Annotated in this window: 28 protein-coding genes; 12 read left to right on the forward strand and 16 right to left on the reverse strand. The window is 60.9% G+C overall.

The window, feature by feature from the left end; genetic code table 11:
* Nucleotides 1-68 precede the first annotated feature (68 nt).
* Both ACP15P_RS01005 and ACP15P_RS01010 read right to left on the reverse strand, forming a co-directional pair.
* A complete protein-coding gene (locus tag ACP15P_RS01005) occupies nt 69-638 on the reverse strand; it encodes a nicotinate-nucleotide adenylyltransferase (protein ID WP_424927283.1) in 570 nt (189 codons plus the stop codon).
* A 125-nt stretch (nt 639-763) separates the two neighbouring features.
* On the reverse strand, nt 764-1516 hold the full coding sequence (locus ACP15P_RS01010) for a lysozyme family protein (protein WP_424926626.1): 753 nt from the start codon (nt 1514-1516) through the stop codon (nt 764-766).
* A 472-nt stretch (nt 1517-1988) separates the two neighbouring features.
* Here ACP15P_RS01010 and ACP15P_RS01015 point away from each other — a divergent pair, with 472 nt between their 5' ends.
* The 8 genes from ACP15P_RS01015 (at nt 1989) to ACP15P_RS01050 (ending at nt 9724) form a co-directional block, all read left to right on the forward strand.
* Entirely contained in the window at nt 1989-3026 is a 1038-nt protein-coding gene (locus ACP15P_RS01015; protein ID WP_424926627.1) for a substrate-binding domain-containing protein, read from the forward strand.
* 75 nt (nt 3027-3101) lie between these two features.
* Nucleotides 3102-4304, forward strand: coding sequence for a phosphate ABC transporter permease subunit PstC (gene pstC, locus ACP15P_RS01020; RefSeq protein WP_424926628.1), 1203 nt, complete (start codon nt 3102-3104; stop codon nt 4302-4304).
* Nucleotides 4301-5635, forward strand: a complete 1335-nt coding sequence (pstA, locus tag ACP15P_RS01025; RefSeq protein WP_424926629.1) for a phosphate ABC transporter permease PstA — start codon at nt 4301-4303, stop codon at nt 5633-5635. The genes pstC and pstA overlap by 4 nt, the downstream gene beginning before the upstream one ends.
* Nucleotides 5636-5655: 20 nt before the next feature.
* Nucleotides 5656-6492, forward strand: a complete 837-nt coding sequence (gene pstB / locus ACP15P_RS01030) for a phosphate ABC transporter ATP-binding protein PstB (RefSeq protein WP_424926630.1) — start codon at nt 5656-5658, stop codon at nt 6490-6492.
* Between the two features lie 219 nt (nt 6493-6711).
* Complete coding sequence (locus ACP15P_RS01035) at nt 6712-7137, forward strand: hypothetical protein (protein WP_424926631.1); 426 nt, start codon at nt 6712-6714, stop codon at nt 7135-7137.
* A 148-nt stretch (nt 7138-7285) separates the two neighbouring features.
* Nucleotides 7286-7474, forward strand: coding sequence for a hypothetical protein (locus ACP15P_RS01040; protein WP_424926632.1), 189 nt, complete (start codon nt 7286-7288; stop codon nt 7472-7474).
* A gap of 66 nt (nt 7475-7540) precedes the next feature.
* The gene (locus tag ACP15P_RS01045; protein ID WP_424926633.1) at nt 7541-9052 is read left to right on the forward strand and encodes an alkaline phosphatase; all 1512 of its coding nucleotides are present in this window, start codon (nt 7541-7543) and stop codon (nt 9050-9052) included.
* Nucleotides 9053-9211: 159 nt separating this feature from the next.
* Nucleotides 9212-9724, forward strand: a complete 513-nt coding sequence (locus ACP15P_RS01050) for a pyridoxamine 5'-phosphate oxidase family protein (RefSeq protein WP_424926634.1) — start codon at nt 9212-9214, stop codon at nt 9722-9724.
* 40 nt (nt 9725-9764) lie between these two features.
* On the opposite strand, the gene dxs is transcribed toward ACP15P_RS01050, so the two are convergent.
* The 12 genes from dxs to ACP15P_RS01110 all read right to left on the reverse strand — a co-directional run bounded on the left by dxs (nt 9765) and on the right by ACP15P_RS01110 (nt 22084).
* Complete coding sequence (gene dxs / locus ACP15P_RS01055; protein WP_424926635.1) at nt 9765-11711, reverse strand: 1-deoxy-D-xylulose-5-phosphate synthase; 1947 nt, start codon at nt 11709-11711, stop codon at nt 9765-9767.
* Nucleotides 11712-11745: 34 nt separating this feature from the next.
* The gene (locus tag ACP15P_RS01060) at nt 11746-12633 is read right to left on the reverse strand and encodes a polyprenyl synthetase family protein (protein WP_424926636.1); all 888 of its coding nucleotides are present in this window, start codon (nt 12631-12633) and stop codon (nt 11746-11748) included.
* Between the two features lie 4 nt (nt 12634-12637).
* Nucleotides 12638-12886 (reverse strand): exodeoxyribonuclease VII small subunit, encoded by a 249-nt coding sequence (locus ACP15P_RS01065; RefSeq protein ID WP_424926637.1) that lies wholly within the window; start codon nt 12884-12886, stop codon nt 12638-12640.
* Nucleotides 12879-13817 carry a histone deacetylase family protein gene (locus ACP15P_RS01070; protein ID WP_424926638.1) on the reverse strand — a complete coding sequence of 313 codons (939 nt, stop codon included), beginning with the start codon at nt 13815-13817 and terminating at the stop codon, nt 12879-12881. The genes ACP15P_RS01065 and ACP15P_RS01070 overlap by 8 nt, the downstream gene beginning before the upstream one ends.
* 106 nt (nt 13818-13923) lie before the next feature.
* Nucleotides 13924-14499 carry a GNAT family N-acetyltransferase gene (locus ACP15P_RS01075; RefSeq protein ID WP_424926639.1) on the reverse strand — a complete coding sequence of 192 codons (576 nt, stop codon included), beginning with the start codon at nt 14497-14499 and terminating at the stop codon, nt 13924-13926.
* A gap of 361 nt (nt 14500-14860) precedes the next feature.
* Nucleotides 14861-15835: an ABC transporter substrate-binding protein gene (locus ACP15P_RS01080; protein ID WP_424927284.1), complete on the reverse strand. Its 975-nt coding sequence runs from the start codon at nt 15833-15835 to the stop codon at nt 14861-14863.
* 44 nt (nt 15836-15879) lie between these two features.
* Nucleotides 15880-16716, reverse strand: a complete 837-nt coding sequence (locus ACP15P_RS01085) for an ABC transporter permease (protein WP_424926640.1) — start codon at nt 16714-16716, stop codon at nt 15880-15882.
* Nucleotides 16717-16720: 4 nt separating this feature from the next.
* The gene (locus ACP15P_RS01090; protein ID WP_424926641.1) at nt 16721-17620 is read right to left on the reverse strand and encodes an ABC transporter permease; all 900 of its coding nucleotides are present in this window, start codon (nt 17618-17620) and stop codon (nt 16721-16723) included.
* Nucleotides 17613-18398, reverse strand: coding sequence for an ABC transporter ATP-binding protein (locus tag ACP15P_RS01095; protein WP_424926642.1), 786 nt, complete (start codon nt 18396-18398; stop codon nt 17613-17615). The genes ACP15P_RS01090 and ACP15P_RS01095 overlap by 8 nt, the downstream gene beginning before the upstream one ends.
* Nucleotides 18399-18435: 37 nt before the next feature.
* Nucleotides 18436-19896: a dihydropyrimidinase gene (gene hydA / locus ACP15P_RS01100; RefSeq protein WP_424926643.1), complete on the reverse strand. Its 1461-nt coding sequence runs from the start codon at nt 19894-19896 to the stop codon at nt 18436-18438.
* Between the two features lie 13 nt (nt 19897-19909).
* A complete protein-coding gene (locus ACP15P_RS01105) occupies nt 19910-20668 on the reverse strand; it encodes a class II aldolase/adducin family protein (RefSeq protein WP_424926644.1) in 759 nt (252 codons plus the stop codon).
* 165 nt (nt 20669-20833) lie between these two features.
* Nucleotides 20834-22084, reverse strand: a complete 1251-nt coding sequence (locus ACP15P_RS01110; RefSeq protein WP_424926645.1) for a Zn-dependent hydrolase — start codon at nt 22082-22084, stop codon at nt 20834-20836.
* Between the two features lie 339 nt (nt 22085-22423).
* On the opposite strand from ACP15P_RS01110, the gene ACP15P_RS01115 reads away from it, so the two are divergent.
* The 4 genes from ACP15P_RS01115 (at nt 22424) to ACP15P_RS01130 (ending at nt 24281) form a co-directional block, all read left to right on the forward strand.
* Nucleotides 22424-23053 carry a TetR family transcriptional regulator C-terminal domain-containing protein gene (locus ACP15P_RS01115; protein WP_424926646.1) on the forward strand — a complete coding sequence of 210 codons (630 nt, stop codon included), beginning with the start codon at nt 22424-22426 and terminating at the stop codon, nt 23051-23053.
* 172 nt (nt 23054-23225) lie between these two features.
* Complete coding sequence (locus ACP15P_RS01120) at nt 23226-23522, forward strand: hypothetical protein (protein WP_424926647.1); 297 nt, start codon at nt 23226-23228, stop codon at nt 23520-23522.
* A gap of 86 nt (nt 23523-23608) precedes the next feature.
* Nucleotides 23609-23848 carry a hypothetical protein gene (locus ACP15P_RS01125; RefSeq protein WP_424926648.1) on the forward strand — a complete coding sequence of 80 codons (240 nt, stop codon included), beginning with the start codon at nt 23609-23611 and terminating at the stop codon, nt 23846-23848.
* A 67-nt stretch (nt 23849-23915) separates the two neighbouring features.
* On the forward strand, nt 23916-24281 hold the full coding sequence (locus ACP15P_RS01130) for a VOC family protein (protein WP_424926649.1): 366 nt from the start codon (nt 23916-23918) through the stop codon (nt 24279-24281).
* Nucleotides 24282-24287: 6 nt separating this feature from the next.
* Here the strand turns inward: ACP15P_RS01130 and preA are convergent, their stop codons facing one another.
* Both preA and ACP15P_RS01140 read right to left on the reverse strand, forming a co-directional pair.
* Nucleotides 24288-25589: an NAD-dependent dihydropyrimidine dehydrogenase subunit PreA gene (gene preA, locus ACP15P_RS01135; protein ID WP_424926650.1), complete on the reverse strand. Its 1302-nt coding sequence runs from the start codon at nt 25587-25589 to the stop codon at nt 24288-24290.
* Between the two features lie 3 nt (nt 25590-25592).
* Entirely contained in the window at nt 25593-26930 is a 1338-nt protein-coding gene (locus ACP15P_RS01140; protein ID WP_424926651.1) for an NAD(P)-dependent oxidoreductase, read from the reverse strand.
* Between the last annotated feature and the right edge of the window lie 7 nt (nt 26931-26937).

The following is a 26937-nucleotide window of genomic DNA, read 5'->3' on the forward strand; positions in this document are numbered from 1 at the left end:
TATTAAAAATCATTTCGAGCGAAATGTCCAGGAAACCTGGTCCTGGCCGCAATCACCCGTCCGGTGCGCTACTTCCGCCACGCTCCGCTGCGGCGCAACTCGCTCGATGACAGGTCCAGCATCCGCCCCGTCAGCAGCGTCCAGCACGGCGCCGCCATATGCGGCAGCGCCTCCGCCTGTTCCCGGCCCAGCCTGCGCGTGGCAAAGCGCCGCGCCGCGGGCGACAGACCGGCGGCAATCTGATCGCCGGGCCGGCCCAGTACCCCCACCGGGAAGTTCTCCATAATCCAGTCCCAGCGGTCCCAGCGGTGAAAGCCCTGCATGTTGTCCGCGCCCATCAGCCAGACAAACCGCACACCCGGATAGCGCTGGCGCAGCCCCGACAGCGTCGCCGCCGTGTAGCGCGTCCCCATCCGGCTCTCCAGATCCGTCACCACCACCCGCGGATGCTGCATGATCTCCCGCGCCCGGCGCAGCCTGCGCCCGGACGCCGCCGGAGCATTGGCTTTCAGCGGATTGCCCGGACTGACCAGCCACCAGACCTGGCTCAGACCAAAGGATTTCAACGCCCAGCGGGTAATGTGCACATGACCCGCATGGGCCGGATCGAATGACCCACCCAGCAGACCAACAGTCATCCCCGCGTAAGCCGGAGGAAATCCAAACACGTGCAGCCCCTTCCCAGAACGGAGCACGAGCAAAACGGCACGCCGCAACGGCTGTCAATCAGTGCTTTCGAAATTACCGACCAATATCCGGTATTTCACGGCTGTTGTGGCACCGCGACCCGCATCAGCTCCTCAATCCGCTCCTCTCCATTGCGAATGACGGCGATCCGAACCCGCCCGGTCCCAGTCGCGTCATCATCCGTCGCAGCCGGTTCAACACGAATGATAAGCGGTTTGGACCCCAGCCGTTTGCGCGTCTTCTTCCGCGACTCTACCACCTGCGCCATGCGAAGTTCGCTGCCATCCAGACGGGACAGGATCCTGTCAAACCGCGTCCTGTACCGCGTCGCGTGTTCCGGCGTGCGGGAATGATACGCCCCGGCCGCAAGGGACCAGTCGCCTTTTTCCATATGCAGCGCGCTCAGAAACTCCGCCGCATAGCGCGCACCGACATCCGGGTCGAACATCTCCTCGAGTGTCGAGAAGTTCTCCCCGTGCCAGTGATAGTTGATCTGAAAACAGCCCACATCGAAACTGTTGCGCCCGGCGGCCACGCTTTTCCGCGCGAAGGCCAGCGCCTCCTCCCGGCTGTCAAACCAGAAGCTTTCGCCCTCCCGGTTGATCGCCCAGGGCCACGGTCGCAAGCGACCGTCGCGCATCCGCCCCGTTTCCGTCAGCGAAATCGAATGCAGCACCTCACCCGGCACGCCCGCCACACCGGCACCACGCGCAATGGCACGCTCACAGATCGCGGCCCCGTCCGGCTCGGCCCGCACCTGGCCAAAGCCAAGCCCCAGCAGCCAAGCCGCCGTGAATATGACAATGTGACCGGGCCCCGGCGTGACCATTCGGATTCTCCGTGCGGACAGAAGGCCCCAATCTGCCGCGCAATCGTTAGTCCACGGTTAGAAAATCACGCCAGCCCACAGGGATTTGAGCACCGAATACCCTCAATTTATCGCAATTGCCCGCCATCACCGATCCGGAAACCCCCACATTATCAGTCCCTAACGATGGCTTTTCGACGGGATGCAGGCCTGTTTCAAAGCGCTTGGGGTGGCCATGTTCACGTGAACGCCACTTTCGGGGATTCGTGGACCCAATGGTTCAAAAAACCCGCGTTTTCGGGTCACATTTGGTAACACCTTATTAACCAAAAAATCTTTATTCAATAATTACAGCCACATAAACTGTCATAAAACCAACATCATTTCGCAATATTACCGACACCCGGAAACCCTAGGTTCCGGCATGGAACGGGTGCTTGATGCGCTTACGTTTGAACGAAAACTGACTAACCATCGTCAGAGAGGAAATACTATGAAATCCGGCCTTTTTGCAGGCACCGCGGTTGCGACCGTGATGGCAATCTCCGCAACCTCCGCCTTTGCACAGTCCCGTGACCAGATCCAGGTCGCCGGTTCGTCGACTGTTCTGCCCTACGCGTCCATCGTTGCAGAGGCGTTCGGTGAAAACTTTGACTACCCGTCGCCCGTCGTTGAATCCGGTGGCTCCTCCGCCGGCCTCAAAAAATTCTGCGAAGGCGTTGGTGAGAACACCATCGACATCGCAAACTCCTCCCGCGCCATCCGTGAAGCCGAGGTTGCCGCCTGCGCCGAAGCCGGCGTAACCGACATCATGGAAGTCCGCATTGGATACGACGGCATCGTCTTCGCCTCCAAATCCGACGGCCCCGATTTCACCGCCTTCACCCCGGCCCAGTGGTACAACGCTCTCGCAGCCGAACTGCCCCAGGATGGCGCAATGGTCGCCAACCCGAACACCAACTGGACCAGCGTTGACGAATCCCTGCCGGACTCCGAAATCCTGGCCTTCATCCCCGGCACCAAGCACGGTACCCGCGAAGTCTTCGAGGAAAAAGTGATCCTCCAGGGCTGCGAGGACTCCGGCGCCATGGAACAGATCCTTGAGATCAACGGTGGTGACGAGGACGCGGCCGAGAGCGCCTGCATGGCGGTCCGCACCGACGGTCTCTCCGTAGACATCGACGGCGACTACACCGAAACGCTCGCCCGCATCGAATCCAACCCGAACGGCATCGGCGTCTTTGGTCTCGCATTCTACGAGAACAACACCGACAAGCTGAAGGTCGCGACCATTAACGATGTCGTACCCTCCACCGAGTCGATCTCGACCGGCGAATACCCGGTATCCCGTCCGCTCTACTTCTACCTGAAGCAGGCACATGTTGGCGTGATCCCTGGTCTTAAAGAGTATGCCGAGTTCTTCGTATCCGACGCTGTTGCTGGACCGAGCGGCCCGCTCGCGGCCTATGGCCTCGTGTCCGATCCGGAACTTGCCGAAACCCAGGCGAAAATCGCCGACCTCGGCTCCTGATAGCCCATTCACCCGAAGCGCCCCCCAACCGGGGCGCTTCGGTCTTTTTGTATTTAGATCGGTGGTTGGGAGAACATGTCCGTTTCACTACTAATTTGGATCCTGATCGCACTCGGCGCCGCAGGATACATTGTCGGAAGAAAGAAAGCGCTCGTCTCGGCTGATGGCAATCAGCTGGGGCTTCACTCGCTTGTCGGGTATTATGGCTGGTCCGTGGCACTCGCGTCATTCCTCGCCGGTGTCTGCGTCATCGTTCTGCTTAAATTTGCCGGCAGCTTTGCCGAGGTCTTCTCGAACCCGGCACTCCTTACCATCGCAGCCCTCGCCGCCGCGCTCGCCGCCTTCGCGCTGACCGTCGTGCGCATCGACAAGGACTTTCGCGCGCGCAACTACGTCGAGGCGATGGTCAAGGGCCTGCTGTTCACGGCCTCCCTCATCGCCATTCTGACCACGGTCATGATTGTGTTCTCGATGCTGTTTGAGACCGGGCGCTTCTTCAGCCAGTACAGCTGGACCGAATTTTTCTTCGGCCTGAACTGGGCCCCGAATTTTCGCGGTGACAGCGACCTGGGCATGCTCCCCCTGCTCTGGGGTACGATCTATGTCAGCCTGATCGCCCTCGCCGTCGCCGTGCCCATCGGCCTCTTTTCCGCCATCTATCTCGTGGAATACGCGTCTCCCCGCGTCCGCTCCTTCGCGAAACCCGCCATCGAGGTTCTGGCCGGCATCCCGACCATCGTCTACGGCCTCTTCGCCCTGATCACCGTGGGTCCGCTCCTGCGCGACTGGTTCGCCCAGCCCATGGGCCTCGGCAACAGCAGCGCCTCGGTCATGACCGCGGGCCTCGTCATGGGCATCATGCTCATCCCCTTCGTCTCATCCCTCTCCGACGACATCATCAACGCCGTGCCCCGCGCCATGCGTGACGGCTCGCTCGGCCTCGGTGCGACCCAATCCGAGACCATCCGCCGCGTTGTCATCCCGGCCGCTCTCCCCGGCATCGTCGGTGCAATACTGCTCGCCGCCTCCCGCGCCATCGGTGAGACCATGATTGTGGTTCTTGGCGCCGGTGCCGCCGCGCGAATGTCGCTCAACCCGTTTGAGGCCATGACCACGGTGACAGTGAAAATCGTGAGCCAGCTCACCGGTGACACGGACTTCGCCTCGCCGGAGACGCTCGTGGCTTTCGCCCTCGGCATCACACTCTTCTTCCTCACACTCTGCCTGAATGTGCTGGCCCTCTACATCGTGCGCCGGTACCGGGAGCAATACGAATGACCGACGCAACCGCTACCGCCGCACCCGCAACCAGCGATCCGTCCCGCACCCAGCGCCGGAACGCCGCCGAGAAACGCTTCCAGTTCTATGGCAAACTTGCCGTTGGCATTGGTGTCCTCGCCCTGATCATGCTTCTGGGCTCAATCCTGTCGCGCGGTCTCCCCGCCTTCAACCAGACCTTCATCAAGGCCGACATTACCCTGGATGCCGCAGCCCTTGACCCGAACGGCAACCGCGACCCGGAAGACATCAGCAAGGTTCTGACCTTTGCCTACAAGCCGCTGATCAACGACTCGCTGACGGGCCTTGCCGAGCGGCTTGCCTCCGGCCCCGTCCCGGAAGCCACACCGGACCTCATCGCCGGCATGGTCTCCGACGCGGCAACCGCCACCCTGCGCGACTATGTTATCCGCAACCCCGGGCAAATCGGTGAGACGGTGGAGTTCGAGTTCCTCGCCAACGCGCGGATCGACCAGTACCTGAAGGGCAACGTTGACCGCGAAAGCGCTGCCGCAGACAGCCGAGTCGACCCGATCCAGCTCGATATCGCCGATGCGCTCCAGGAAAGCGGCGCGATGGAGAAACGCTTCAACCTGGACTTCATCACCGGCCCGGACGCCTCCGAGAACCGCCCCGAAGCCGCCGGTATCGGCGTGGCGCTCATGGGCTCGGCCTATATGATGCTGATCGTGCTCTGCCTCGCCCTGCCCATCGGTGTGGCCGCCTCGATCTATCTTGAGGAATTCGCGCCGAAGAACTGGATCACCGATATCATTGAAGTAAACATCTCGAACCTCGCTGCCGTGCCGTCAATCGTGTTCGGTATCCTGGGCCTAGCAATCTTCATCAATTACATGCACCTGCCCAACTCAGCCCCCATCGTAGGTGGTCTGGTGCTGACGCTGATGACCCTGCCCACGATCATCATTTCCACCCGCGCCTCCCTGAAATCGGTACCGCCATCGATCAAGGAAGCCGCAATCGGCGTGGGCGCCTCCAAGATGCAGGCGATCTTCCACCATGTCCTGCCGCTCGCGGCACCGGGCATCCTGACGGGCACCATCATTGGCCTTGCACAGGCTCTGGGTGAAACCGCACCGCTCCTTCTGATCGGCATGGTGGCCTTCGTCCGTGACCACCCGGGCTCCCTGCCTGACGGTCTTTTCGAGCCGGCCACCGGCCTGCCGGTTCAGGTATACAACTTTACACAGCGCGCTGATCCGGCTTTTGTGGAACGGGCATCCGGTGCCATCATCGTGCTTCTGGCTTTCCTGGTAATCATGAACGCCATCGCAATCTTCCTGCGCCAGCGCCTGGAGCGTAAGTGGTAAGCCGGGTATAGGAGAATATTATGACCATGGTACAAGAGCACAGACCCGAGACGAAAACCGCTTCCGCCGCGGTCCGTCCGCCGGTACGCGAAAACGCAAAACCGCCAAAACTGACCGCCCGCAATGTCGACGTGTTCTATGGCGAGAAACAGGCCATCCACGACGTCTCGATTGACATTCCGCGTAACCAGGTGACCTCCTTCATCGGTCCGTCCGGCTGCGGTAAATCGACCTTCCTGCGTTGCATCAACCGCATGAACGACACGATCCCGATCTGTAAGGTGACCGGTAACATCGAGGTTGAGGGCACGGACATCTACGACCCGAAAATCGACGTCGTGGAACTGCGCGCCCGCGTCGGCATGGTGTTTCAGAAGCCCAACCCGTTCCCGAAATCCATCTTCGAGAACGTGGCCTACGGCCCCAAAATCCACGGCCTGACCAAAAACAAAACCGAGCTTTCCGAAATCGTTGAAAGCTCCCTGCGCCGCGCCGGTTTGTGGAACGAGGTCAAGGACCGCCTGAACGAGCCCGGCACCGGTCTCTCCGGTGGTCAGCAGCAGCGTCTCTGCATCGCACGCGCCATCGCCACGCGGCCCGAAGTCGTGCTGATGGACGAGCCCTGCTCCGCCCTCGACCCCATCGCCACCGCGATTGTTGAGGAACTGATCGACGAGCTGCGCAACAAATACACGATCATTATCGTGACCCACTCCATGCAGCAGGCCGCCCGCGTCAGCCAGCGCACCGCGTTCTTCCACCTCGGAAACCTGATCGAGGAAGGCGCAACCGAGGACATCTTCTCCAACCCCAAAGAACAGCAGACCGAAAACTACATCACCGGTAAAATCGGCTGACGACGAACCGCGTTAGACCTCCGGGACCGAAACCATCTCCAACTTCAGGGCCGCTCAACCATTAGTTGAGCGGCCTTTTTTTCATGCAGCCGAAACCCGCGCCGATAGCGACAATTCGATGAAATAATTATTCATTAACCGTAAGTTCAGGCCATTCCACGAATGGACAGCCGCTCAATTTACTGCAAAAATAATCGCACTGCGCAGGAGGTTGTTCGCATGCCGGTTATTTATGAGATCATCCCCGAGGAAAACCACATGTTCGTGCGGTATGATGGCCGCGTGACGAACAGCGAAATCGCCGACTCCTTTGCCGAAGCCCAGCAAAACCCTGAATTCCGCCTCGACCTCGCCCACCTTGTCGACCTGACCACCGCGGACTTCTCCGTGCTGGATTTCCAGAAAATCTTCTCGCTTTTCAACATGTATGTCCGCGTCCATGAAGGTGCCGGCATCAAGATGCGCGTCTCGATCTACGCCCCCAACGACACCGTTTTCGGCATGTCGCGCATGTTCGAAAATCTGGCCGGGACCAGCGACTTTTTTGACGTGCGCATCTTCGACAGCCTCGAGGCCGCCCGTGAATGGGCCGTCAATCCCGATGAGGATGAAGAGGACAACTCGGAACTCGAACAGTCGGTCTGACCCGCCGCTGCCGCAGACATCCCGCCCTGTCACATATCCTTCACAAAAATGTCATAAAATCATTGCTCCCGGCTCCCTCCCGGGACTAAGCTCCCCCTGAACCACCACAACCGGAGGTTCAAATCACCAGAGTGGGGGAACACGTCTCATGGCAGCAGGTCAGGATGACAGGAAAAACGCGGCCGTCGGCGAAGCCGTTCTCGCGGAAGCGAAATCCGATCCGACATTCCGCGCAAAGCTCGGCAAAATCCTCGACAAACGCGTCACTCACCGTCCCGACCGCGATCTGCTCGGCCTGGACCAGGCACAGGGGGACCATACAAAAACAGGCGACTGAGAAAGTGACTCCAGATAACGGCCGGATACCGGCCTGAAAAGAATTCCGAAAAGGGGGAAAATTCCAATGAAAGTAAATAACCGTTTTGCGGCGGGAGCCGCATCCGTGCTGGCCATGACGGCGGGGCTTGCCACCGGGCAGGCCGCCCTGGCACAGTCGGAGGAGAACGCCTGGTTTCAGGCCGGACAGGCCGAAATCGAAGCGAAGCTTGCGCGTCAGCCGATCACGGGCACCGCGAAAAATGTTATCATCTTCCTTGCTGACGGCAACGGCGTGGCCACCAACTATGCGGCCCGTATCTTCCAGGGGCAGCAGAAGGGCGGCTATGGCGACGACAACGTCATGCATAAGGAATCCCTGCCCTATCTCGCCCTCTCCAAGACCTACAACACCAACGCCCAGACCCCGGATTCCGCCGGAACGGCCGTGGCCTTCATGTCCGGGATCAAAACCAAGTCCGGCGTGATCGGCGTGGACGAGACCCTGCGCCGTGGCGAATGCGCCGATGTCGAGGCCGCAACCATCCCGTCCATCGGGGACTTCGCCGCCGAATCCGGCCGTTCCGTGGGCATCGTCAGCACCGCGCGCGTTACCCATGCGACGCCAAGTGCCGTTTATGCCAACGCGGCTGACCGCGACTATGAGACGGATGTGGACCAGCCGGAGGACTGCGCCGTTCCCGACATCGCCGCGCAACTCATGGAAAACATGGAATCCGGTACCGTCGATCTTGTGCTCGGTGGTGGACGCCGGAACTTCGTCCCTGCCGAGGTTGAGGATCCCGAAGGCGCCTCCGGCCGCCGTGGCGATGGCCACAACATGTGGCAGGAAGCCACCGATGCGGGCTACCAGATGGCCTGGGACAACGAGACCTTTGCGGCTCTCGCCCTCGACCATTCCGCACCGGTTCTCGGCCTCTTTGAGAGCAGTCACATGGCCTACGAGCATGACCGCGACAATGAGCCCTCGATCCAGGAAATGACCGAAGCCGCGATCACCTACCTGGCCAACAACGAGGAAGGCTATTTCCTTCTGGTTGAGGGTGGCCGCGTTGACCACGCCAACCACGACGGCAACGCCTACCGCTCCATGACCGACGGTGTCGCCTTCGACGAGGCGGTGGCAAAAGCCGTGGAAATGACCAACCAGGAAGACACCCTGATCGTGGTGACCGCCGACCATGGTCACGCCATGGCCTTTAACGGCTACTGCGGACGCGGCTCCCCAATCGAGGGTCTCTGCCTTTCCATTGACAATAACGGTGAAAAGCATCTCGACGACCCGGAAATCGCGGCGGATGGCAAACCCTACACCGCAATTGGATACCTCAACGGGACCGGCTCCATCGTCACCGAACAGGTCGACGGCACCTACTTCGGAACCCGCCCAATGCTGACCCAGGAGGAGGCCACCGACCCCGACTACATCCAGCAGGCCATGCTGCCGCAAAGCGCGGAATCCCACTCACCCGTTGATGTGGCCATCTACGCCAGCGGACCCTGGGCGCATCTCTTCGACGGTACGGTCGAGCAGAACTACATCTACCACGTCATGCGCAAGGCGTTTGAGGGCGAATAAATCCGCCCGACCTCAAAACCCGCCCGGCCTCCCATCGGAGGCCGGGCTTTTTTATGGCGCCGCGCCCCAAAACAACCGCACCACCCCGTGGGAACATCCCCGTCCGTCACGCGTTGAACCGCCAATGCCATTGCACCCAAACGGAAGGAAGGAATTCACATGGCCAATCTCGACAAAACCCGCACCGACCCCGCAGGCCAGGTTCTCGACGAACTTGAGGACGTCCGCGCCGGAATGCTCGGCATTCAGGGCACCGATCAGCACATGCAGCCGATGACCCATTTCGTCGACCGCCGCGAGGGATGCCTCTACTTCATCACCTCCCGCGAGACCGACCTCGCAAAATCAATCGTACATTCCGCCACGGCGCATTACTGCCTTGTGTCCAACGATCACGACTACCATGCCTGCATGTCCGGTGAGATCAGCATCTTCAACGACCGCGAAAAGCTTGAGGAACTCTGGTCGCCGATGATGGCCGCATGGTTCGAGGGCGGTCAGGACAACCCCAACATCACCATGCTGAAAATGTCCCTGAACGAAGCCTCCGTCTGGGCCTCCACCCGCAACGCCCTGCGCTTTGGTTTCGAGATCGTGCGCTCCAACGTCAACGAAGCCCACACGCCCGACATTGGCGAGCACACCATCGTCAAATTCCGCGAAGCGAGCTAATTCAAACCATCCGGGCGGCTCCCATGGGGCCGCCCAACGCCTAGAGTGCCGGCATCCCCTGCCGCACCGCCCGCGCATCGAGCCGCGCAACACCCAGCACATCAAGAACCTTCGCCTCGATCTGCCCGGCATTCATCGCCGCGACCTCATACATCTTCGCCGGTGAATCCTGATCAATGAACGTGTCGGGGAAGACCATCGACCGAAACTTCAGCCCCCGGTCAAACACGCCCTCTTCCGCCAGAAGCTGCGCCACATGGCTGCCAAATCCACCAATCGCGCCCTCCTCAATCGTAATCAAAGCCTCGTGGTTCGCGACCAGATCCAGGATCAGATCCCGGTCCAGCGGCTTGGCAAAGCGTGCATCGGCAATCGTTGGCGAAATGCCCCGCGCCGCCAGGTTTTCCGCCGCCTTCATGCATTCCGACAGTCGCGCCCCGAACGACAGAACCGCCACCTGGCCGCCCTCCCGCACCACGCGCCCCTTGCCGATCTCCAGCGGCTCACCCCGCTCCGGCATCTCAACCCCCTGGCCCTCGCCACGGGGGAACCGGAACGCGCTCGGCCGGTCGTCAATCGCCACCGCCGTCGCAACCATGTGCCGCAGTTCCGCTTCGTCCGCAGCGGCCATCACCACAAACCCCGGCAGGTTCGCGAGAAACGCCACGTCGAAACTGCCCGCATGGGTCGGCCCGTCGGCCCCCACCAGCCCCGCGCGGTCAATCGCAAACCGAACCGGCAGCCGCTGAATGGCGACGTCATGCACAACCTGGTCATAACCGCGCTGCAGGAAGGTCGAATAAATCGCACAGAACGGCTTCAGCCCCCCGGCCGCCATTCCGGCCGCAAAGGTCACGCCATGCTGCTCGGCAATGCCCACATCATGGCACCGCTCCGGAAACCGCTCCGCAAACAGGTTCAGCCCCGTGCCATCCGGCATCGCCGCCGTGACAGCCACGATTTTGTCGTCCCGTTCCGCCTCATCGATAAGCGAGGTCGCAAACACCTTGGTATAGCTCGGCGCGTTCGACGGCGCCTTGCGCTGCGCCCCGCTGGGCACGTCGAACTTCGCGACACCATGATAGCGGTCGTCCGAGTTCTCCGCGGGCGCATACCCCTTGCCCTTTTTGGTCAGCGCATGGATCAGAACCGGTCCCGTCGAGCGCATCTTCACCGCCCGCAGGATCTCGACCAGCTGGTTCACGTCATGGCCATCAATCGGCCCGATATACGACAGCCCCAGCGCATCGAACAGCGTGCCACCACCGGCCGTTGCCGCCTTCACCGCATCCCGCGCGCGCTTCGCCCCTTCCTGGAACGGCCGCGGCAACAGACCCACGGCGCCCTTTGCCGCCGCCTTCAGGTCCTGGAACGGCTCCCCGGCATAAAGCCGCGACAGGTAGCTCGACATCGCCCCCACCGGCGGCGCAATCGACATCTCGTTATCGTTGAGAATGATGATCAGGCGCCTGCCCAGATGACCCGCGTTGTTCATTGCCTCATAGGCCATGCCCGCCGACATCGCGCCGTCCCCGATCACGGCAATCACATCGCCCACATCGTCACAGCCCGTCTCCCGCGCCACGGCAAAACCGAGACCCGCCGAGATCGAGGTGGAGGAATGCGCCGCGCCAAACGGGTCATAGGGGCTCTCCGCCCGCTTGGTGAAGCCCGACAGACCGCCACCCGAGCGCAGCGTGCGAATACGGTCCCGCCGTCCGGTCAGGATCTTGTGTGGATAGCACTGATGCCCCACGTCCCAAATGAGCTTGTCCTTCGGCGCATTGAACACCGAATGCACGGCCACGGTGATCTCCACCACGCCAAGCCCCGCGCCCAGATGCCCGCCGGTCTCCGACACCGCCGAGATGGTCTCGGAACGCAGCTCATCGGCCACCTGGCGCAACTCACGGCTGCCCAGACCCTTGAGGTCATCGGGTGACTCGATCCGGTCCAAAAGCGGGGTTTCGGGGCGGTCAACGCTCATCTCTCAACTCCTGACGGCTGGGGGCACCAGGCCCCTAGCTTGTCCTCTTTATCGCAAAACGGGCCGCAAGACGCAGGTTTTCCGCACTCGACCCATAGGGCGCCAGATGGGAACAGGCGCTGTCCACCAGATCCCGGGCCTTCTGCCGCGCCCCGGCAATTCCCATCAGCGACACAAATGTCGCCTTCCCGGCGGCCTCATCCTTGCGCAGCTTCTTCCCAACCGCATCCGCGTCACCCTCAACATCAAGGATGTCATCGGCCACCTGGAACGCAAGCCCCAGATCGGTGGCATAGCCCCGCAACGGCCCCGGATCCTGCCGCGCCAGAATGGCGCCGCTCTCCACCGCCCACACGATCAGCTCACCCGTCTTGAGGCTCTGCAACATGCTGACCTCATCGAGGTTCAGCGAAGCATCGGTCTTCTCGGCCGCCACGTCAAACGCCTGTCCGGCCACCATGCCAAACGCGCCCGCAGCTTCGGCCAGCCGGTGGATCAACCGCACCTGAATACGCGGATCAATCCCGCCCTGCGGCGCCGACAGGATTTCAAAGGCCAGCGTCTGAAGCGCATCACCCACCAGAACCGCCGTGGCCTCATCCCATTTCACATGCACCGTGGGTTTACCCCGGCGCATGTCATCGTCATCCATGCTGGGCAGATCGTCATGCACCAGCGAATAGGCGTGCAGGCATTCCACCGCCGCCGCCGTGCGGATCGACTGCGCCGGCGGCACCCGGAACAGAGCAGCAGATTCCAGCGCCAGAAACCCGCGCATCCGCTTGCCACCGGACAGAACCGCATGGCGCATCGGCGCGCTCAGCATTGCATCCTCACCGGGGAGCAGGCGCTCAAGCGCGTCCTCCACCCGCGTCGCGGCCTGGCTCAGAACCGCATGAAACTGAAGACCCTCGCTATCCATCGGCTCAGGAAATGTTCACGTCTTTGGCGGTCACGCGGCCATCCGCCGTTTTGGCGATCTGACTGACGCGGGCCTCGGCCTCTTTCAGCTTTTCCTCGCAATGTCCGCGAAGTTCGGCACCACGGGCGTAAAGCTCAATGGACTGTTCCAACGGCACGTCACCGGATTCCAGCCGTCCAACAACCGTTTCCAGTTCAGCCAGCGCCTCCTCGAACCCCATGTTGTTGACGGGCTTCGCCTTTGCCTCAGCCATCTCCACGCTCCATCAGAACCTTCACATGCGCGCCCACGGACGACGCCAGCGCGGGCAAATCATATCCGCCCTCAAGTGTCGAGACCACACGGCCAAAACAGTGCCTGTCCGCCAGATCACAAAGCCGTCCGGTGGCCCAGGCGAAATCATCCTCCACCAGTTCCAGATTGGCCAGCGGATCGTCCTTATGCGCGTCGAACCCGGCCGAAATGAAGATCATTTCCGGCCTGTGCCGGTCCACGGCGGGCAGAACCACATCCTCCATGACCTGCCGGAACTGCGCGCCACCGGCCCCGGCCGACAGCGGCGCATTCACGATCTGGCCATGCCTGCCCCGCTCGTTTTGCGCACCGGAACCGGGATAGAGCGGCATTTGATGGGTCGAGGCAAACAGAATACGCTCATCATCCCACACCAGGTCCTGGGTGCCGTTGCCGTGATGCACGTCAAAATCAATGATCGCCACCCGCTCCAGGTTGTAAACGTCAAGCGCGTGCCGCGCGCCGATCACCACTGTCCCAAGATAGCAAAACCCCATGGGCGTTGAGGTCTCCGCATGATGCCCCGGCGGACGCACGGCGCAAAAGCCGTTTTTCACCGCGCCATCCATGACCTGATCCACCGCCCGCACAATCGCGCCCGCGGCCCGTCGCGCCGCCACAAGCGTATGCGGCCCAAGAACCGTATCCGCGTCGAGCGGCAACAGCCCCTCCTGGGGCGTGTCCCTCTCCAGTTTGCGAAGATAATCCTCGGGATGAACGCGCAAAATCGCCTCATCCGTCACCAGCGGCGCCTCCTCCCGGACAAGTCCGGAAAAGGCGTCACCCTCAAGCTCGGCATTCACCGCAACCAGCCGCTCCACCCGCTCCGGATGGCCCGGCGGGTTCCGGTGCAGCAGACAGTCGGAATGCCCGAGTAAAAGTGTGCCCATCGGTGCGCCTCCCCAGAAATCATTTGCCGCAATCTGGCACAGCACGGGACCGGCCTCAATGCGTCACGCACGTGATTTCAAAATGGAGTGGCACCCGCCTGGCCCGTCAGGGCTTCGCGACCCGCGCAGGCCAGTGCAGAACCGCATCGAGCAGCGCCCGGTTTTCCGCAACCATTTCCTGGAACACCGACACGAAAGACGGCCAGGGCGCCGAGAGCGTCCCCTCAACCTCACCAAAGCCAAATTCCAGATCCGCCTCGTGCTTCAGCGCCAGATGACGCATCCGGATATTGTTGCTCAGGCAATGAAGCAGCAGCTTCTTGATACCCCGGTTCCTTGCAACCGCCACCATCTGCCGGAACAGCGCATCGCCAATCCCGTGGTTCTGGCATTCCGCCTCAACCGAAAACGCCATCTCCGCCGGCGCCTGCCGCCGGATGATGTCCCGGCGCAATTCGGCCAAGGCCCGCAGCTCGCCATCGACAAACGCTCCATACGCCACCACGCCGGGGGCGAAGAAACCGTCGACATATTTATTGATGCCGGCATCGTTCACCGGCCCACCAAAACGCAAATGACGCGAGTCGTAATCAAGCCGCAAAAAGTGACCACGCACCCGCGACTGATCAATTCTCCACAGCCGCCTGATCACCGGATGAAACTCCGGCACTTCTCGATTCATAACCCGGTACTCCTGAACTTACCGACCGGTACAGATGGTCGGCTAAACCGTGCCTCAGATAATACGCACGCTGCATTGCAACAATGTTAACTGCAGTGCGGCATCAACCAAAATCACATTAAGGTAAATAATGCCGTCGCACCGGGCCGCCAACGCCCCGAAACCGCATGGCAGTTATGCAAATCCCGCCATTTACCGTGCAATCTGTGCCATTTGATTCACAATCTGTGCCACTTCAGAAGCAATCTGTGCCAATCCGATGTCAATCTGCGCCACTTTCGGCACAATCTGGACTATTCCGGCCCCGTTCAGGAGCCTTCGACCCAGCCAAAAACCGGATCGAAGCAGTAGTAATGGCGCGTCAGTTCAGCGCCTTGTCCGTCACAACATGAGTCCAGGCACCTTCCGGTTCCTTCGTGATCACCGGATCGGATCCCGCACTCAGCAGGGTGCTGACGGTACGCTCATAATCCGCCGGATCCAGCGAACCATTTGATCCTGCTGTCAATTTCGCGACCTCACCCATCATCCGCTTCTGATGTTTTTCGGTCTGCGCACCGGTTTCGTCATTGTCCAGAACGATCATCGCGGCATCGTCCGGGTTCTCCTCGGCCCACTTCCAGCCCTTCATGGACGCCCGCACAAACTTCGCCATGGTCTCAACGAATTCCGGATCCTCAAGCCGCTCCTCAAGCACGTAAAGACCGTCCTCAAGAGTACTAACCCCTTGATCTTCATATTTAAATACAGTCAGATCATCCTCGGACAAACCCGCATCAATCACCTGCCAGTATTCGTTGTAGGTCATGGTCGAGATACACGCCGCCTGCTTCTGCAACAGCGGATCAACGTTAAAGCCCTGTTTTAAAACGGTAACTCCGTCATCTCCTCCATCCGTCGGCATGCCCAGCGTACTCATCCAGCTCAGGAACGGATACTCATTCCCGAAGAACCAGACACCCAGCGTCTGACCCGGGAAATCCTCGATTGTCGTCACGCCACTGTCGTTCCGGCATGTCAGCATCATGCCCGAGGATTTGAAAGGTTGTGCAATGTTTACAAGGGGTAAGCCCGCCTCACGCGCCGCCAGGGCCGACGGCATCCAGTCCACGATGACATCCGCGCCACCACCGGCGAGAACCTGCGCCGGAGCGATGTCCGGACCACCGGCCTTGATGGTCACGTCAAGCCCTTCCTCCTCGTAAAACCCCTCATCCTGGGCCACGTAATAGCCAGCAAACTGTGCCTGGGTCACCCATTTCAGCTGGATCGTCACTTCCTGCCCGAAGGCGGCGGATCCGAGCACCATCGCCGCGGCGGATGCGCCCCAAATCATTGTTTTCATTATCAGTCTCCTTGTTGAACTTCTTTTTTTGTTTGTCAGTGCCGGTGTGACGGATGCCAGAACGTCACCCGCTTCTCCAGCAGCGCCACGAGCCCGTAAAAGCCCGATCCGACCAGCGCCGCGACCGTGATTTCCGCCCAGACCATGTCCAGAGCCAGCCGTCCCACCTCGGTCGAAATCCGAAACCCCATGCCCTTCGTGGGCGAACCGAAGAACTCCGCCACAATCGCCCCGATCAGAGCGAGTGTCGTACAAATCTTCAAACCATTGAAAACAAACGGCATTGCCGCAGGAAGCCGCAGTTTGAACAACGTCTGCCAGTAGCCGGAAGCATAGGTCCGCATCAGATCCCGCTGCATGTGATCCGTCGCCGCCAGCCCCTGAACCGTGTTCACCAGCATCGGGAAAAAACACATCAAAACGACGATCGCGGCCTTAGACTGCCAGTCAAACCCGAACCACATCACCATGATCGGCGCCATGCCAATAATCGGCAGTGCCGCGACAAAATTCCCCACCGGCAACAGCCCCCACTTCAAAAACGGCACCCTGTCGACCAAAATCCCGACCAGAAATGCTGACCCACATCCAATGGCATAGCCCGAGAGCGCCCCCCGGAAGAACGTCTGCACCACGTCCTCCCAGAGCACGGCGGTGTTCTCAACGAGTGCCACACGAATGGCCGAGGGTGCCGGCAGCAGAACCGGGCTAATGTCATAGACCCGCACCACCAGTTCCCATACCAACAGCACGGTCACACCGAACAGAACCGGCGGCAGCCACCCCGAAATCCGGCTGTTACCGGAGGCCGAGACCCAAGCGTTCACCCGCCAAGCCACCAGCCAAACCGCCGCGATTCCAATTAGTTGCACCACGTCAGCGCCCTCCCATCATGCGAAGGGTTGCACGCTCGGCAACACCAACGAGGGCCACCAGCACCGCTGCCAGGATCGCCGCCATGACGAGCGCCGACCAGATCTGCACCGTCTGTCCGTAGTAACTCCCCGACAGCATCCGCGCCCCAAGACCGGCCACTGCCCCGGTCGGCAACTCACCGATGATGGCCCCCACCAGGCTAGCTGCCACGCCGATCTTCAGCGAGGTAAACAGATACGGCACCGCCGAGGGCAGACGCAGCCGCCAGAACGTCTGCGACCGGCTCGCGTTCCATGTATGCATCTGATCCAAAAGCATTTTATTGGGACTCCGCAGCCCCTTCACCATGCCGACGACCACCGGGAAAAACGACAGATACATGGAGATGATGGCCTTGGGCAAAAGCCCTGAAATGCCGATCGAATTCAGCACCACAATAATCATCGGCGCAATCGCCAGAATGGGGATCGTCTGGCTCGCGATCACCCACGGCATGACGCTCGCGTTCATGGTGCGGTCATGCACGATCCCCACCGCCAGCAGAATGCCCAGCCCCGACCCCAGCGCAAACCCGGCGAGAGTGGCTGAGAGCGTGATCCAGGCATGGCGAAAAAGCGAGCGTTTTGAGGTAATTCGCGTGCCGATGGTGGATTTCCAGAGATCCTGAACCACCTGATGCGGTGCCGGCAAAACCGGCCTCTCCTGGCTCCAGGTATCCGCTACCAGTTCCGTCGCGGACAGTTCCACCTCATCCCGCCCCGCCTGATCCAGGGCCCAGGGCGCATTCAGCCAGACGGCCCCGGCGTACCAGATCGCGATAATCGCCGCGACGACCACCACAACCGGAATGACCTGTCCCGCCCAGATGCGGGACCTTAGCGGAACCGCCGCGTCAGACATCCTCAAGCGTTCCCGCCCGAAGCCCGACGCGCACCCGGGCGGCAATCTCCAGAAAATCCGCGCTCTCGCGAATATGCAGCGGCCGTTCCTTCGGCAGCGTGCTCTCAATCACATCGGTGACACGCCCTGGCCGCGGGCTCATGACCACGATACGGGTACTTAGATAGACCGCCTCCGGGATGGAATGTGTAACAAAGCCAATGGTTTTCCCGGTTCTACTCCACAACTCCAGCAACTGCTCATTGAGCTTGTCACGCACAATCTCATCAAGCGCACCAAACGGCTCATCCATCAGCAGAATATCCGCGTCAAACCCCAGTGCCCGCGCGATGGACGCCCTCTGCTGCATCCCGCCGGACAGTTGCCACGGGTATTTGTTCTCAAACCCCGCCAGTTCGACCATCTCAAGAACCCGCGCCACGCGCGCGTCCTGCTCGGATTTCGAATACCCCATGATTTCAAGAGGTAATCGGATATTCTTATCAATCGTGCGCCATTGAAAAAGCCCCGCCGCCTGAAACACATAGCCATAGGCCCGCGCCTTCCGGGCCTCCGCCGGGCTCATGCCATTCACGGTGATACTGCCGTCGGTCGGCTGTTCCAGATCCGCCATCACCCGCAGGAACGTGGTTTTGCCACATCCCGACGGGCCGATGAACGAAACGAAATCGCCCTGGTTGATGGTCAGGTCCACATGGCTCAGTGCATGCACGGGACCATCGTTGGTCTGAAACGTCAGGCTCAGATCCCTGGCTTCGATAACTGGCTTGGGCGTCAAAGGCTTATCCCACAAAACTCATGTTCAGCTTAAACCCTCAGATACCGGCCGGGATATTCATCGGGTCACGCTCAACCATGCGTGGGGAGTTCAGCTCTTTCCATTTGCTCACCGCCGCATGCGCGGATGGGAACGGCGGGCGTGGCACGAAGCGGCCACGCCCTGGCTGGGGTTGGGAGTTCTGACCCCAGGCCCAGATCACCTCGCCCCGGCTGAGAGTATACCGGGCCTGGGCACTCACCTTGAAACCTTCGAACACGTTGTAATCGAGCACCGAATGATGATTTGACGCACTCAGAGTTTTCGAAATCTTCGGGTCCCAGACAACAATATCCGCATCCGCCCCCGGCACCAGCGCGCCTTTTTTCGGGTAGATGTTCAAAATTTTGGCAATATTCGACGAAGTGACCGCGACAAACTCATTTATGGTCAGACGCCCCTTCTCGACGCCTTCAGTCCACAAAACCGCGAGACGCTCCTCCAACCCGTTGGAACCGTTGGGAATCAGACAGAAATTGTCCCGCCCCATGCGTTTCTGTTCCGTGGTGAAAGCCGCGTGGTCCGTGGCCACAACCTGCAGAGATCCGGAGGACAGCCCCGCCCAGAGCGACGCCTGATGCTCCTTGCCCCGGAACGGCGGCGACATCACCCGCCGCGCGGCGTGATCCCAGTCCTTGTTGAAATATTCGCTCTCATCCAGCGTCAGGAACTGCGCCAGAGGCTCACCATAAACCCGCATCCCCTTCTGCCGCGCCCGCCGGATCGCTTCATGCGCCTGCTCACAGGACACATGCACGATGTAAAGCGGTACACCCGCCGCATCGGCAATCATGATCGCCCGGTTCGCGGCCTCTCCCTCAACCTCCGGCGGGCGCGAATAGGCATGACCCTCCGGCCCGGTAATGCCCTCGGCCAGCATCTTTTTCTGAAGAAGATCAACGATATCGCCGTTTTCCGCGTGGACCATGGGCAACGCCCCCAGTTCCTTGCAGCGGTTGAAGGAGGCGAACATCTCGTCATCCTCCACCATCAGCGCACCCTTGTAGGCCATGAAATGCTTGAACGAGTTGACCCCCATCTCAACCGCGTCCTTCATCTCATTGAAAATGCTTTCATTCCAACCCGTAACGGCCATGTGATAGCCAATATCGGAGCAGATCTGCGGGGCGGATTTGCGGTGCCATTCATTGATGGCGTTTTTGATCGATCCATCCTCGCCAGGCAGACAGAAATCAATCAGCATGGTCGTACCGCCAGCCGCCGCGGCCCAGGTCCCGCTTTCAAACGTCTCGGCCGCAGTGGTTCCCATGAACGGCATCTCAAGATGCGTATGCGGATCGATACCGCCGGGGATCACGTAAGCCCCTTCCGCATCGACATATTCATCGCCTTTGAGGTCCGGACCGATCTCCTTGATCACCTCATCCTCGATCAGAATATCCGCCTCAAACGTCCGGTCCGCCGTGACAACCGTACCGCCCTTGATGACCCTGCTCATGACTGACCTCTCCTTAATCCGCGTAATCCGGGCATTCCCGGTCAAGTATCCGTTTCATTTCGGCAAAATGGGCAAATTCCGCGCCCTTGTAGACCTGCCACTCCTGAGCCACCGCATCGGCCATCTCACTGTCTATCACGGCGAAGGGCTGACCGGTATTGTAGGCAAACACCATCTGCCGCGCGGCGCGTTCGAGGTGGTACATGGCGTCAAAGGCTTCCGCGACGGTTTCAGCCACCGTCGTAACACCATGATTTTGCATCATAAGTGCGGAGTGATTTCCGATTGTGGCCGCAATCCGCTCGCCTTCGGCCTCCTCACTGGCAATCCCGCCAAAGGCCATGTCCATGCCGATCCGGTTGAAAAACCGCGCCGTGACCTGATCAATCGGATGGATCGTCGGATCCTTCAGCGTCGCCAGCGTCGTCGCATAGGGCGGATGCAGGTGCAGCGCCACCCGCGCGTGCGGCACCTTGCGATGGATGGCCGAATGAATGGACCAGGCCGACGGGTCCGGCGCATCCTCGCGCTCCATGGTTGAGGGATCGTCCGCATCCACCAGCAAAAGGTCCGACGCCTTAATCATCGAAAAATGCCGCCAGCGCGGATTGACCAGGAACCGCCGCCCGTCCGCCGAAACGGCAGCCGAAAAATGGTTCGCGACCCCCTCATGCCAGTCCGCGCGTGCCGCAAGGCGAAACGCCGCGGCCAGATCCACACGTAACTGCGCCTCGTCGGCATCTCCCGGCTTCACGTCAACCGCAACATTCATCTCCACCTCCCGCACCCGTCATAGGGGCCAAACATCTCATTTCATACAGGTTTGCCAACCTGGAGAGCAGTCGGATGCGCCCGAACACGGGTGCATCCAACAAAAAAAACCGTGCGCGCGCCGCGCGCCCATATCCGCGGCAATGGCCGCGTCCGACCGCCCGTATCACTCAACGATCTGCGCCGTTTCCACCACCGCATGGAACAGCACATTCGCACCCTTCTCAGCCCATTCAGGACTGATTTCCTCGGCCTCATTGTGGCTCAGGCCATCGACACAGGGGCACATCACCATCGAGGTCGGCGCAACCCGGTTGATCCAGCAGGCATCATGCCCGGCGCCCGAAATGATGTTCCTGTGGGAATAGCCCAGCCGTTCCGCCGCGTTGCGCACCGCCGTCACGCACCCCTCATCGAAGGTCACAGGATCAAACCCACCCACCTTCTCAAACTCCACCGACAGACCCATTTCGTCGCAGATCGCCTGTCCCCCCTCTTTCAGGCGCCGTTCCATGTCCTGAATGACCGACAGGTCGGGCGAGCGGAAATCGACCGTGAACACGACCTTGCCCGGGATCACATTGCGGCTGTTGGGATAGACATCGATATGCCCCGCGGCACCAACCGCGTCGGGCTTGTGGCTCCAGGCGACTTCATCGACCAGCTGCAGGATTTTCGCCATGCCGAGGCCCGCGTTTTTGCGCATGGGCATCGGTGTGGACCCGGTGTGGCTTTCCTTGCCGGTCACGGTCACCTGCGTCCAGGACAGCCCCTGACCATGGGTGACCACCCCAATGTCCTTGCCCTCGGCCTCGAGGATTGGTCCCTGTTCAATATGCAGCTCGAAGAACGCATGCATTTTGCGCGCCCCGACCGGCTCATCGCCCTTCCAGCCGATCCGTTCCAGTTCCGCACCGAAGGTTTTGCCCTCCGCATCCTCACGGGCATAGGCCCAGTCCTCGTCGTGGATACCCGCAAACACACCGGAAGCCAGCATCGCCGGCGCAAACCGGGTGCCCTCCTCATTGGTCCAGTTGGTCACGACAATCGGATGTTTCGTTTTGATCCCCAGATCATTGAGCGTGCGGATGATCTCCAAACCGCCAAGCACGCCCAGAATACCGTCGTATTTCCCGCCCGTCGGCTGGGTATCGAGGTGCGATCCCACATAAACCGGCAGCGCGTCAGGGTCCGTACCTTCACGCCGGGCGAACATCGTGCCCATCGTGTCGACGCCCATGGTCATGCCCGCGGCCTCGCACCACGACCTGAAGAGATCACGACCCTCGCCGTCCTCATCGGTCACGGTCTGGCGGTTGTTGCCACCGGCGACCCCCGGACCGATCTTCGCCATTTCCATCAGGCTGTCCCAAAGACGCGCCCCGTCGATCTGAAGATTTGCACCAGGTGCCGCCATGCCCCGCTCCTAAATTCCGATTGGCCCGCCGGTCACAAAGGGCGCCTTTTGCCCTCCACCGGTCCTGGCCTGCCCCACATCCACGCACCACGGTCCACCGCGCCATTTGCGGGAACTGAAAGCACCGGACCGGATCATACGGGCTGTCCCGAAGGGTCGCTGCGTACTTCCACAACCGGCGGCAAATTCCTGACGGACCTGGTCATTTCAGAGTTTCCGAGGTTTGCCTGCATCAGTACAAGGAATTCCGGGCGGGTTGGTGCGTGTTTATGACCACTTGGTCAAAATTCAGGCTATCATCGCAATCTGACGCGTCAAGCAGATTTGGGAGGGGACAGGATGGCCCGTGCGACCTTGAGCAGCAAACCAACCCGCATACAGGCGGAAAAAACCGCGCTGATCATGGAGGCGGCACTCAAGGTTTTCTCCGATTACGGTTTTCGCGGCGCCACACTCGACCAGATCGCGGATGAGGCCGGGGTCTCGAAACCAAACCTGCTCTACTATTTCGCCTCGAAGGACGACATCCACCGCCGCCTGCTCGAACGGCTTCTGGACACCTGGCTGGAACCCCTGCGCCAGCTCAATGCCGATGGCGAACCGGTAGAGGAGATTACGGGCTACATCCGTCGCAAACTGGAAATGTCCCGCGACTACCCGCAGGAAAGCCGGCTCTTCGCCAACGAAATTCTGCGCGGCGCCCCCCATGTCAGCGAAACCCTGGCCGGACAGCTCCGCGCGCTTGTAGACGAAAAGACGGCGATCATCACCGGCTGGGCGGAAACCGGCAAAATTGCCCCGGTCGACGCCCGTCACCTGATCTTTTCAATCTGGGCCGCCACGCAGCATTACGCCGATTTCGACACCCAGGTCAGGGCCGTTTTGGGGCCGGATGCGGAGAACCGCTTCGAGGATGCAACCGCCTTCCTCGTCTCATTCTACACCCGTGGGTTGCTGCCGGAAGGCTAAACACACCCGACATATCCCAAACAGTTTCAGATACTTAACTAAATTAAACCCGCTCCGCGCGGTCTGATCGAACGCGTTTTCGATTAACCTTCAGCATATTTTCGAAGTGTTTTTTGCGACTTTTACGCCTATTCTGTTAAAACTGTAGAGAAATTTTAGGCGAAGTCGGATCATGTATATCAACGCGGCAATTCACATAAACGGCTCTGAACTCCAGATGCGGATGGCACCCCGTCCGGTCACGCCCACAAAAGCAAAAACGCGCCGTATCCGTGAGGACGCAACCGACGCCGTGACCGTTGGTGCCAAACGCCCCGCACCGCGCCGTATCGCTGATGACACCCACGCGCCGGGCATGATGGTGCAGCACACCCGCGCCCCGATCGCCACACGTGTTCTCTCCGCGGCCCAGGCTTTCTCCCAGGGCAACAGCTTCTTTTCCGGGCAGCTTCTCGACGCCTCCGCTTAAGACCGTTCGCTGCCCTGGCGATTCAGGCAACGGGCACGAAACCGGGATAAAAAGACTTCGTTCGCAACTGGCACGGAGTCACCGGAATGCCCCGCAGTATCCCGACATGGACCAATCGGTTTTCCTCCAGCACCGTCGGTGAGCGAACGTCACGGGCCACACTCCTGCTCCGCTTCCTCTTCGGTCAGATCCTCATTCTTTGTGCAAACCCGCATCTGACCTGGGCCGTTGCCTGGTGCTCCAGCATCTGGCTGCCCTGGCCCGGCCACCCGCGCCTGACCGGGTTGAACACCGCATTTTCAAACCTGAACCGCATCCTCGGCTGACAGGTTTTGGTCCGCCGCCCGTAATCTGCTACCATCCGGCCATCGGAACCGGTGCGGGGAGCGGGTCATGGAAAAGATACTGGGCTTTGGCGGGTTCTTCTTCCGCGCAAAAAATCCCGAAGCACTCGCAAAATGGTACGCCGATCACCTCGGCATAGACGAGGTCCCCGGCGACTACGAAACCCCCTGCTGGCAGCAGACCGAAGGCCCGACCGTATTCGCGCCCTGCAGGCAGGACACCAGTTATTTCGGAAACCGCAAAAAATCCTTCATGCTGAATTTCCGCGTCCGAGACGTGAACGCCATGATTTTTCAGCTTGAGGCGGCCGGCATCGAAGTCCGCCGCGACCCCGACAGTCCATATCCCAACGGCAGCTTCGCCTGGCTCAACGATCCCGAAGGCAATCCAATCGAGCTGTGGCAGCCCGCCTGAACCGGCCTACTCCGCCGCCTTCGCCATCGGGTTGTTCGGATGCGTCGTCCAGTTGGCGTAGTCCTTCTCAACCACCTTGCCGGTCCGCGGATCGGTCTCGCCGGGTGTCATCGGCTCCATGGTAATGCAACCCTCGACCGGGCAGACATTGACGCAGAGGTTACAGGCCACGCATTCATCGTCCTTCACCTCAAACACACGCCCTGGGTTCATCGCAATCGCCTGGTGGCTGGTATCCTCACAGGCCGCGAAACACCGGCCACAGCTGATGCAGAGATCCTGGTTGATCTTTGCCTTCGCCACGTAATTGAGGTTCAGGTACTGCCAGTCCGAAATGTTCGGCACCGCCCGCCCGCAAATGGCGTCGATGTCGGCGTGGCCGCTTTCGTCCATCCATTGGTTCAGGCCGGAAATCATCTCCTGGACCACCTTGAACCCGTAGGTCATGGCCGCGGTACAGACCTGCACCGATCCCGCGCCGAGCGCGATAAACTCCGCCGCATCCCTCCAGGTGGTGATGCCGCCGATCCCGCTGATCGGCAGACCCGCCGTCTCCGGATCGCGGGCAATCTCACCAACCATGTTGAGCGCAATCGGCTTCACCGCCGGCCCGCAATAGCCACCGTGACTGCCCTTGCCATCAATCGTCGGCTCCGGCGCGAACAGATCGAGATTGACCGAGGTGATCGAATTGATCGTGTTGATCAGGGAAACCGCATCCGCGCCCCCGGCCTTTGCCGCACGCGCCGGATGACGGATATCGGTGATGTTCGGCGTCAGCTTCACGAAAACCGGCATCCGGGTGTTCGCCTTGCACCAGCGCGTGACCATCTCAATATATTCCGGCACCTGACCCACGGCCGAACCCATTCCCCGCTCGCTCATGCCGTGCGGACAGCCGAAATTCAGCTCCACCGCATCCGCACCGGTCTCCTCCACAAGCGGCAGGATATATTTCCAGCTTTCCTCGTCACAGGGCACCATCAGGCTTACGATCATCGCCCGGTCCGGCCAATCCTGCTTGACCGCCTTGATCTCACGCAGGTTGGTTTCAAGCGGCCGGTCGGTGATCAGCTCAATGTTGTTGAGCCCCAAAAGCCGCCGGTCCGCGCCCCAGACCGCGCCATAGCGCGGCCCGTTCACGTTCACCACATGCGGGTCGAGGCCCAGGGTTTTCCACACAACACCGCCCCATCCGGCCTCGAAGGCCCGGCGCACGTTGTATTCCTTGTCGGTTGGCGGCGCGGAGGCGAGCCAGAACGGGTTCGGGCTTTTCACACCCACGAATTCGGTCCGCAGATCAGCCATCGCTCAGGCCTCCATGAGTTTTGCGTGAATGTCCTCGGCGGCGTCACGGCCCTCAGCCACCGCCGTCACGGTCAGGTCGTCACCGCCCGAGGCGCAGTCGCCCCCGGCCCAGACCATAGCGAGGCTGGTCCGGCCCGCGCCCGTCACCGCAATCTTGCCGCGCTCAAGCGTCAACCCGTCGGGCGCGCCCTCCAGCTTCTGGCCAATTGCCCGGAACACCTGATCGGCGGGCAGGCGGAAGGTCTCGCCCGCAGGCTCCAGACCACCCGCGCCGTCGCGGGTGTACTCAAACTCCATCTCGCGCACCGCTCCATTCCCGATGACCCGCAGCGGCATGGCATTGTGGATGATGGTAACGCCCTTCGAAGTCGCCAAGTCCTGCTCCCACACCGAAGCCGCCATGCGCTCCTGACTGCGGCGATAGACCAGCGTGACGATCTCCGCCCCCAGAAGCCGCGACTGAACCGCGGCATCAATCGCCGTCATGCCGCCACCGATCACCACCACATGGCGCCCAACCGGCAAACCGGTCAGATCCTCCGCCTGTCGCAGATCGGCAATGAAATCGACCGCATCCGTCACATTCCCGCGGTCGTCGCCCTCAACGCCCAGGGAATTCACACCGGCAAGTCCCATGCCAAGGAACACCGCGTCGTATTCCGCCACCAGCCCGTCGAGCGTGATCGCGTCACCCAGCGTCTGCCCGTCGTGGATTTCAATACCGCCGATCTGCAGAAGCCAGTCAATCTCGCGCTGCGCAAAGCCATCCACACTTTTGTAGCTGGCAATCCCAAACTCGTTCAGACCGCCCGGTTTCTCACGCGCGTCAAACACCACCACATCATGCCCATGCATTGCCAAACGGTGCGCGCAGGACAAACCCGCCGGCCCTGCCCCCACAACCGCCACCCGTTTGCCCGTCACTTCCGCCCGGGAAAAGGGATGCACACCGGCATCCATCAGCGTGTCGGTCGCATAGCGCTGTAGACGCCCGATCTCCACCGGTTTTCCCTCGGCCGTCTCGCGAACGCAGACCTCCTCACAGAGCGTTTCGGTCGGACAGACCCGCGCGCACATTCCGCCCAGAATGTTCTGGTCCAGAATGGTCCGCGCCGCCGCCTCCGGCGTGCCGGTCGCGATCTGACGAATGAACAGCGGAATGTCGATTGATGTCGGACACGCCTCCATGCACGGCGCATCATGGCAAAAGTAACAGCGATCGGCCGCCACTAGGGCCTCATGGGGGTCAAGCCGGGGCGATATGTCGGAAAACCGTTCGGCAAGTGCCCCGGCATCGAGCCTTCCTGCGACTATACCTGGACTGCGTGGACTGGCTGGCATGACTGCT

Source organism: Amaricoccus tamworthensis (genome assembly GCF_049800875.1).
GTDB lineage: Bacteria > Pseudomonadota > Alphaproteobacteria > Rhodobacterales > Rhodobacteraceae > Amaricoccus > Amaricoccus tamworthensis.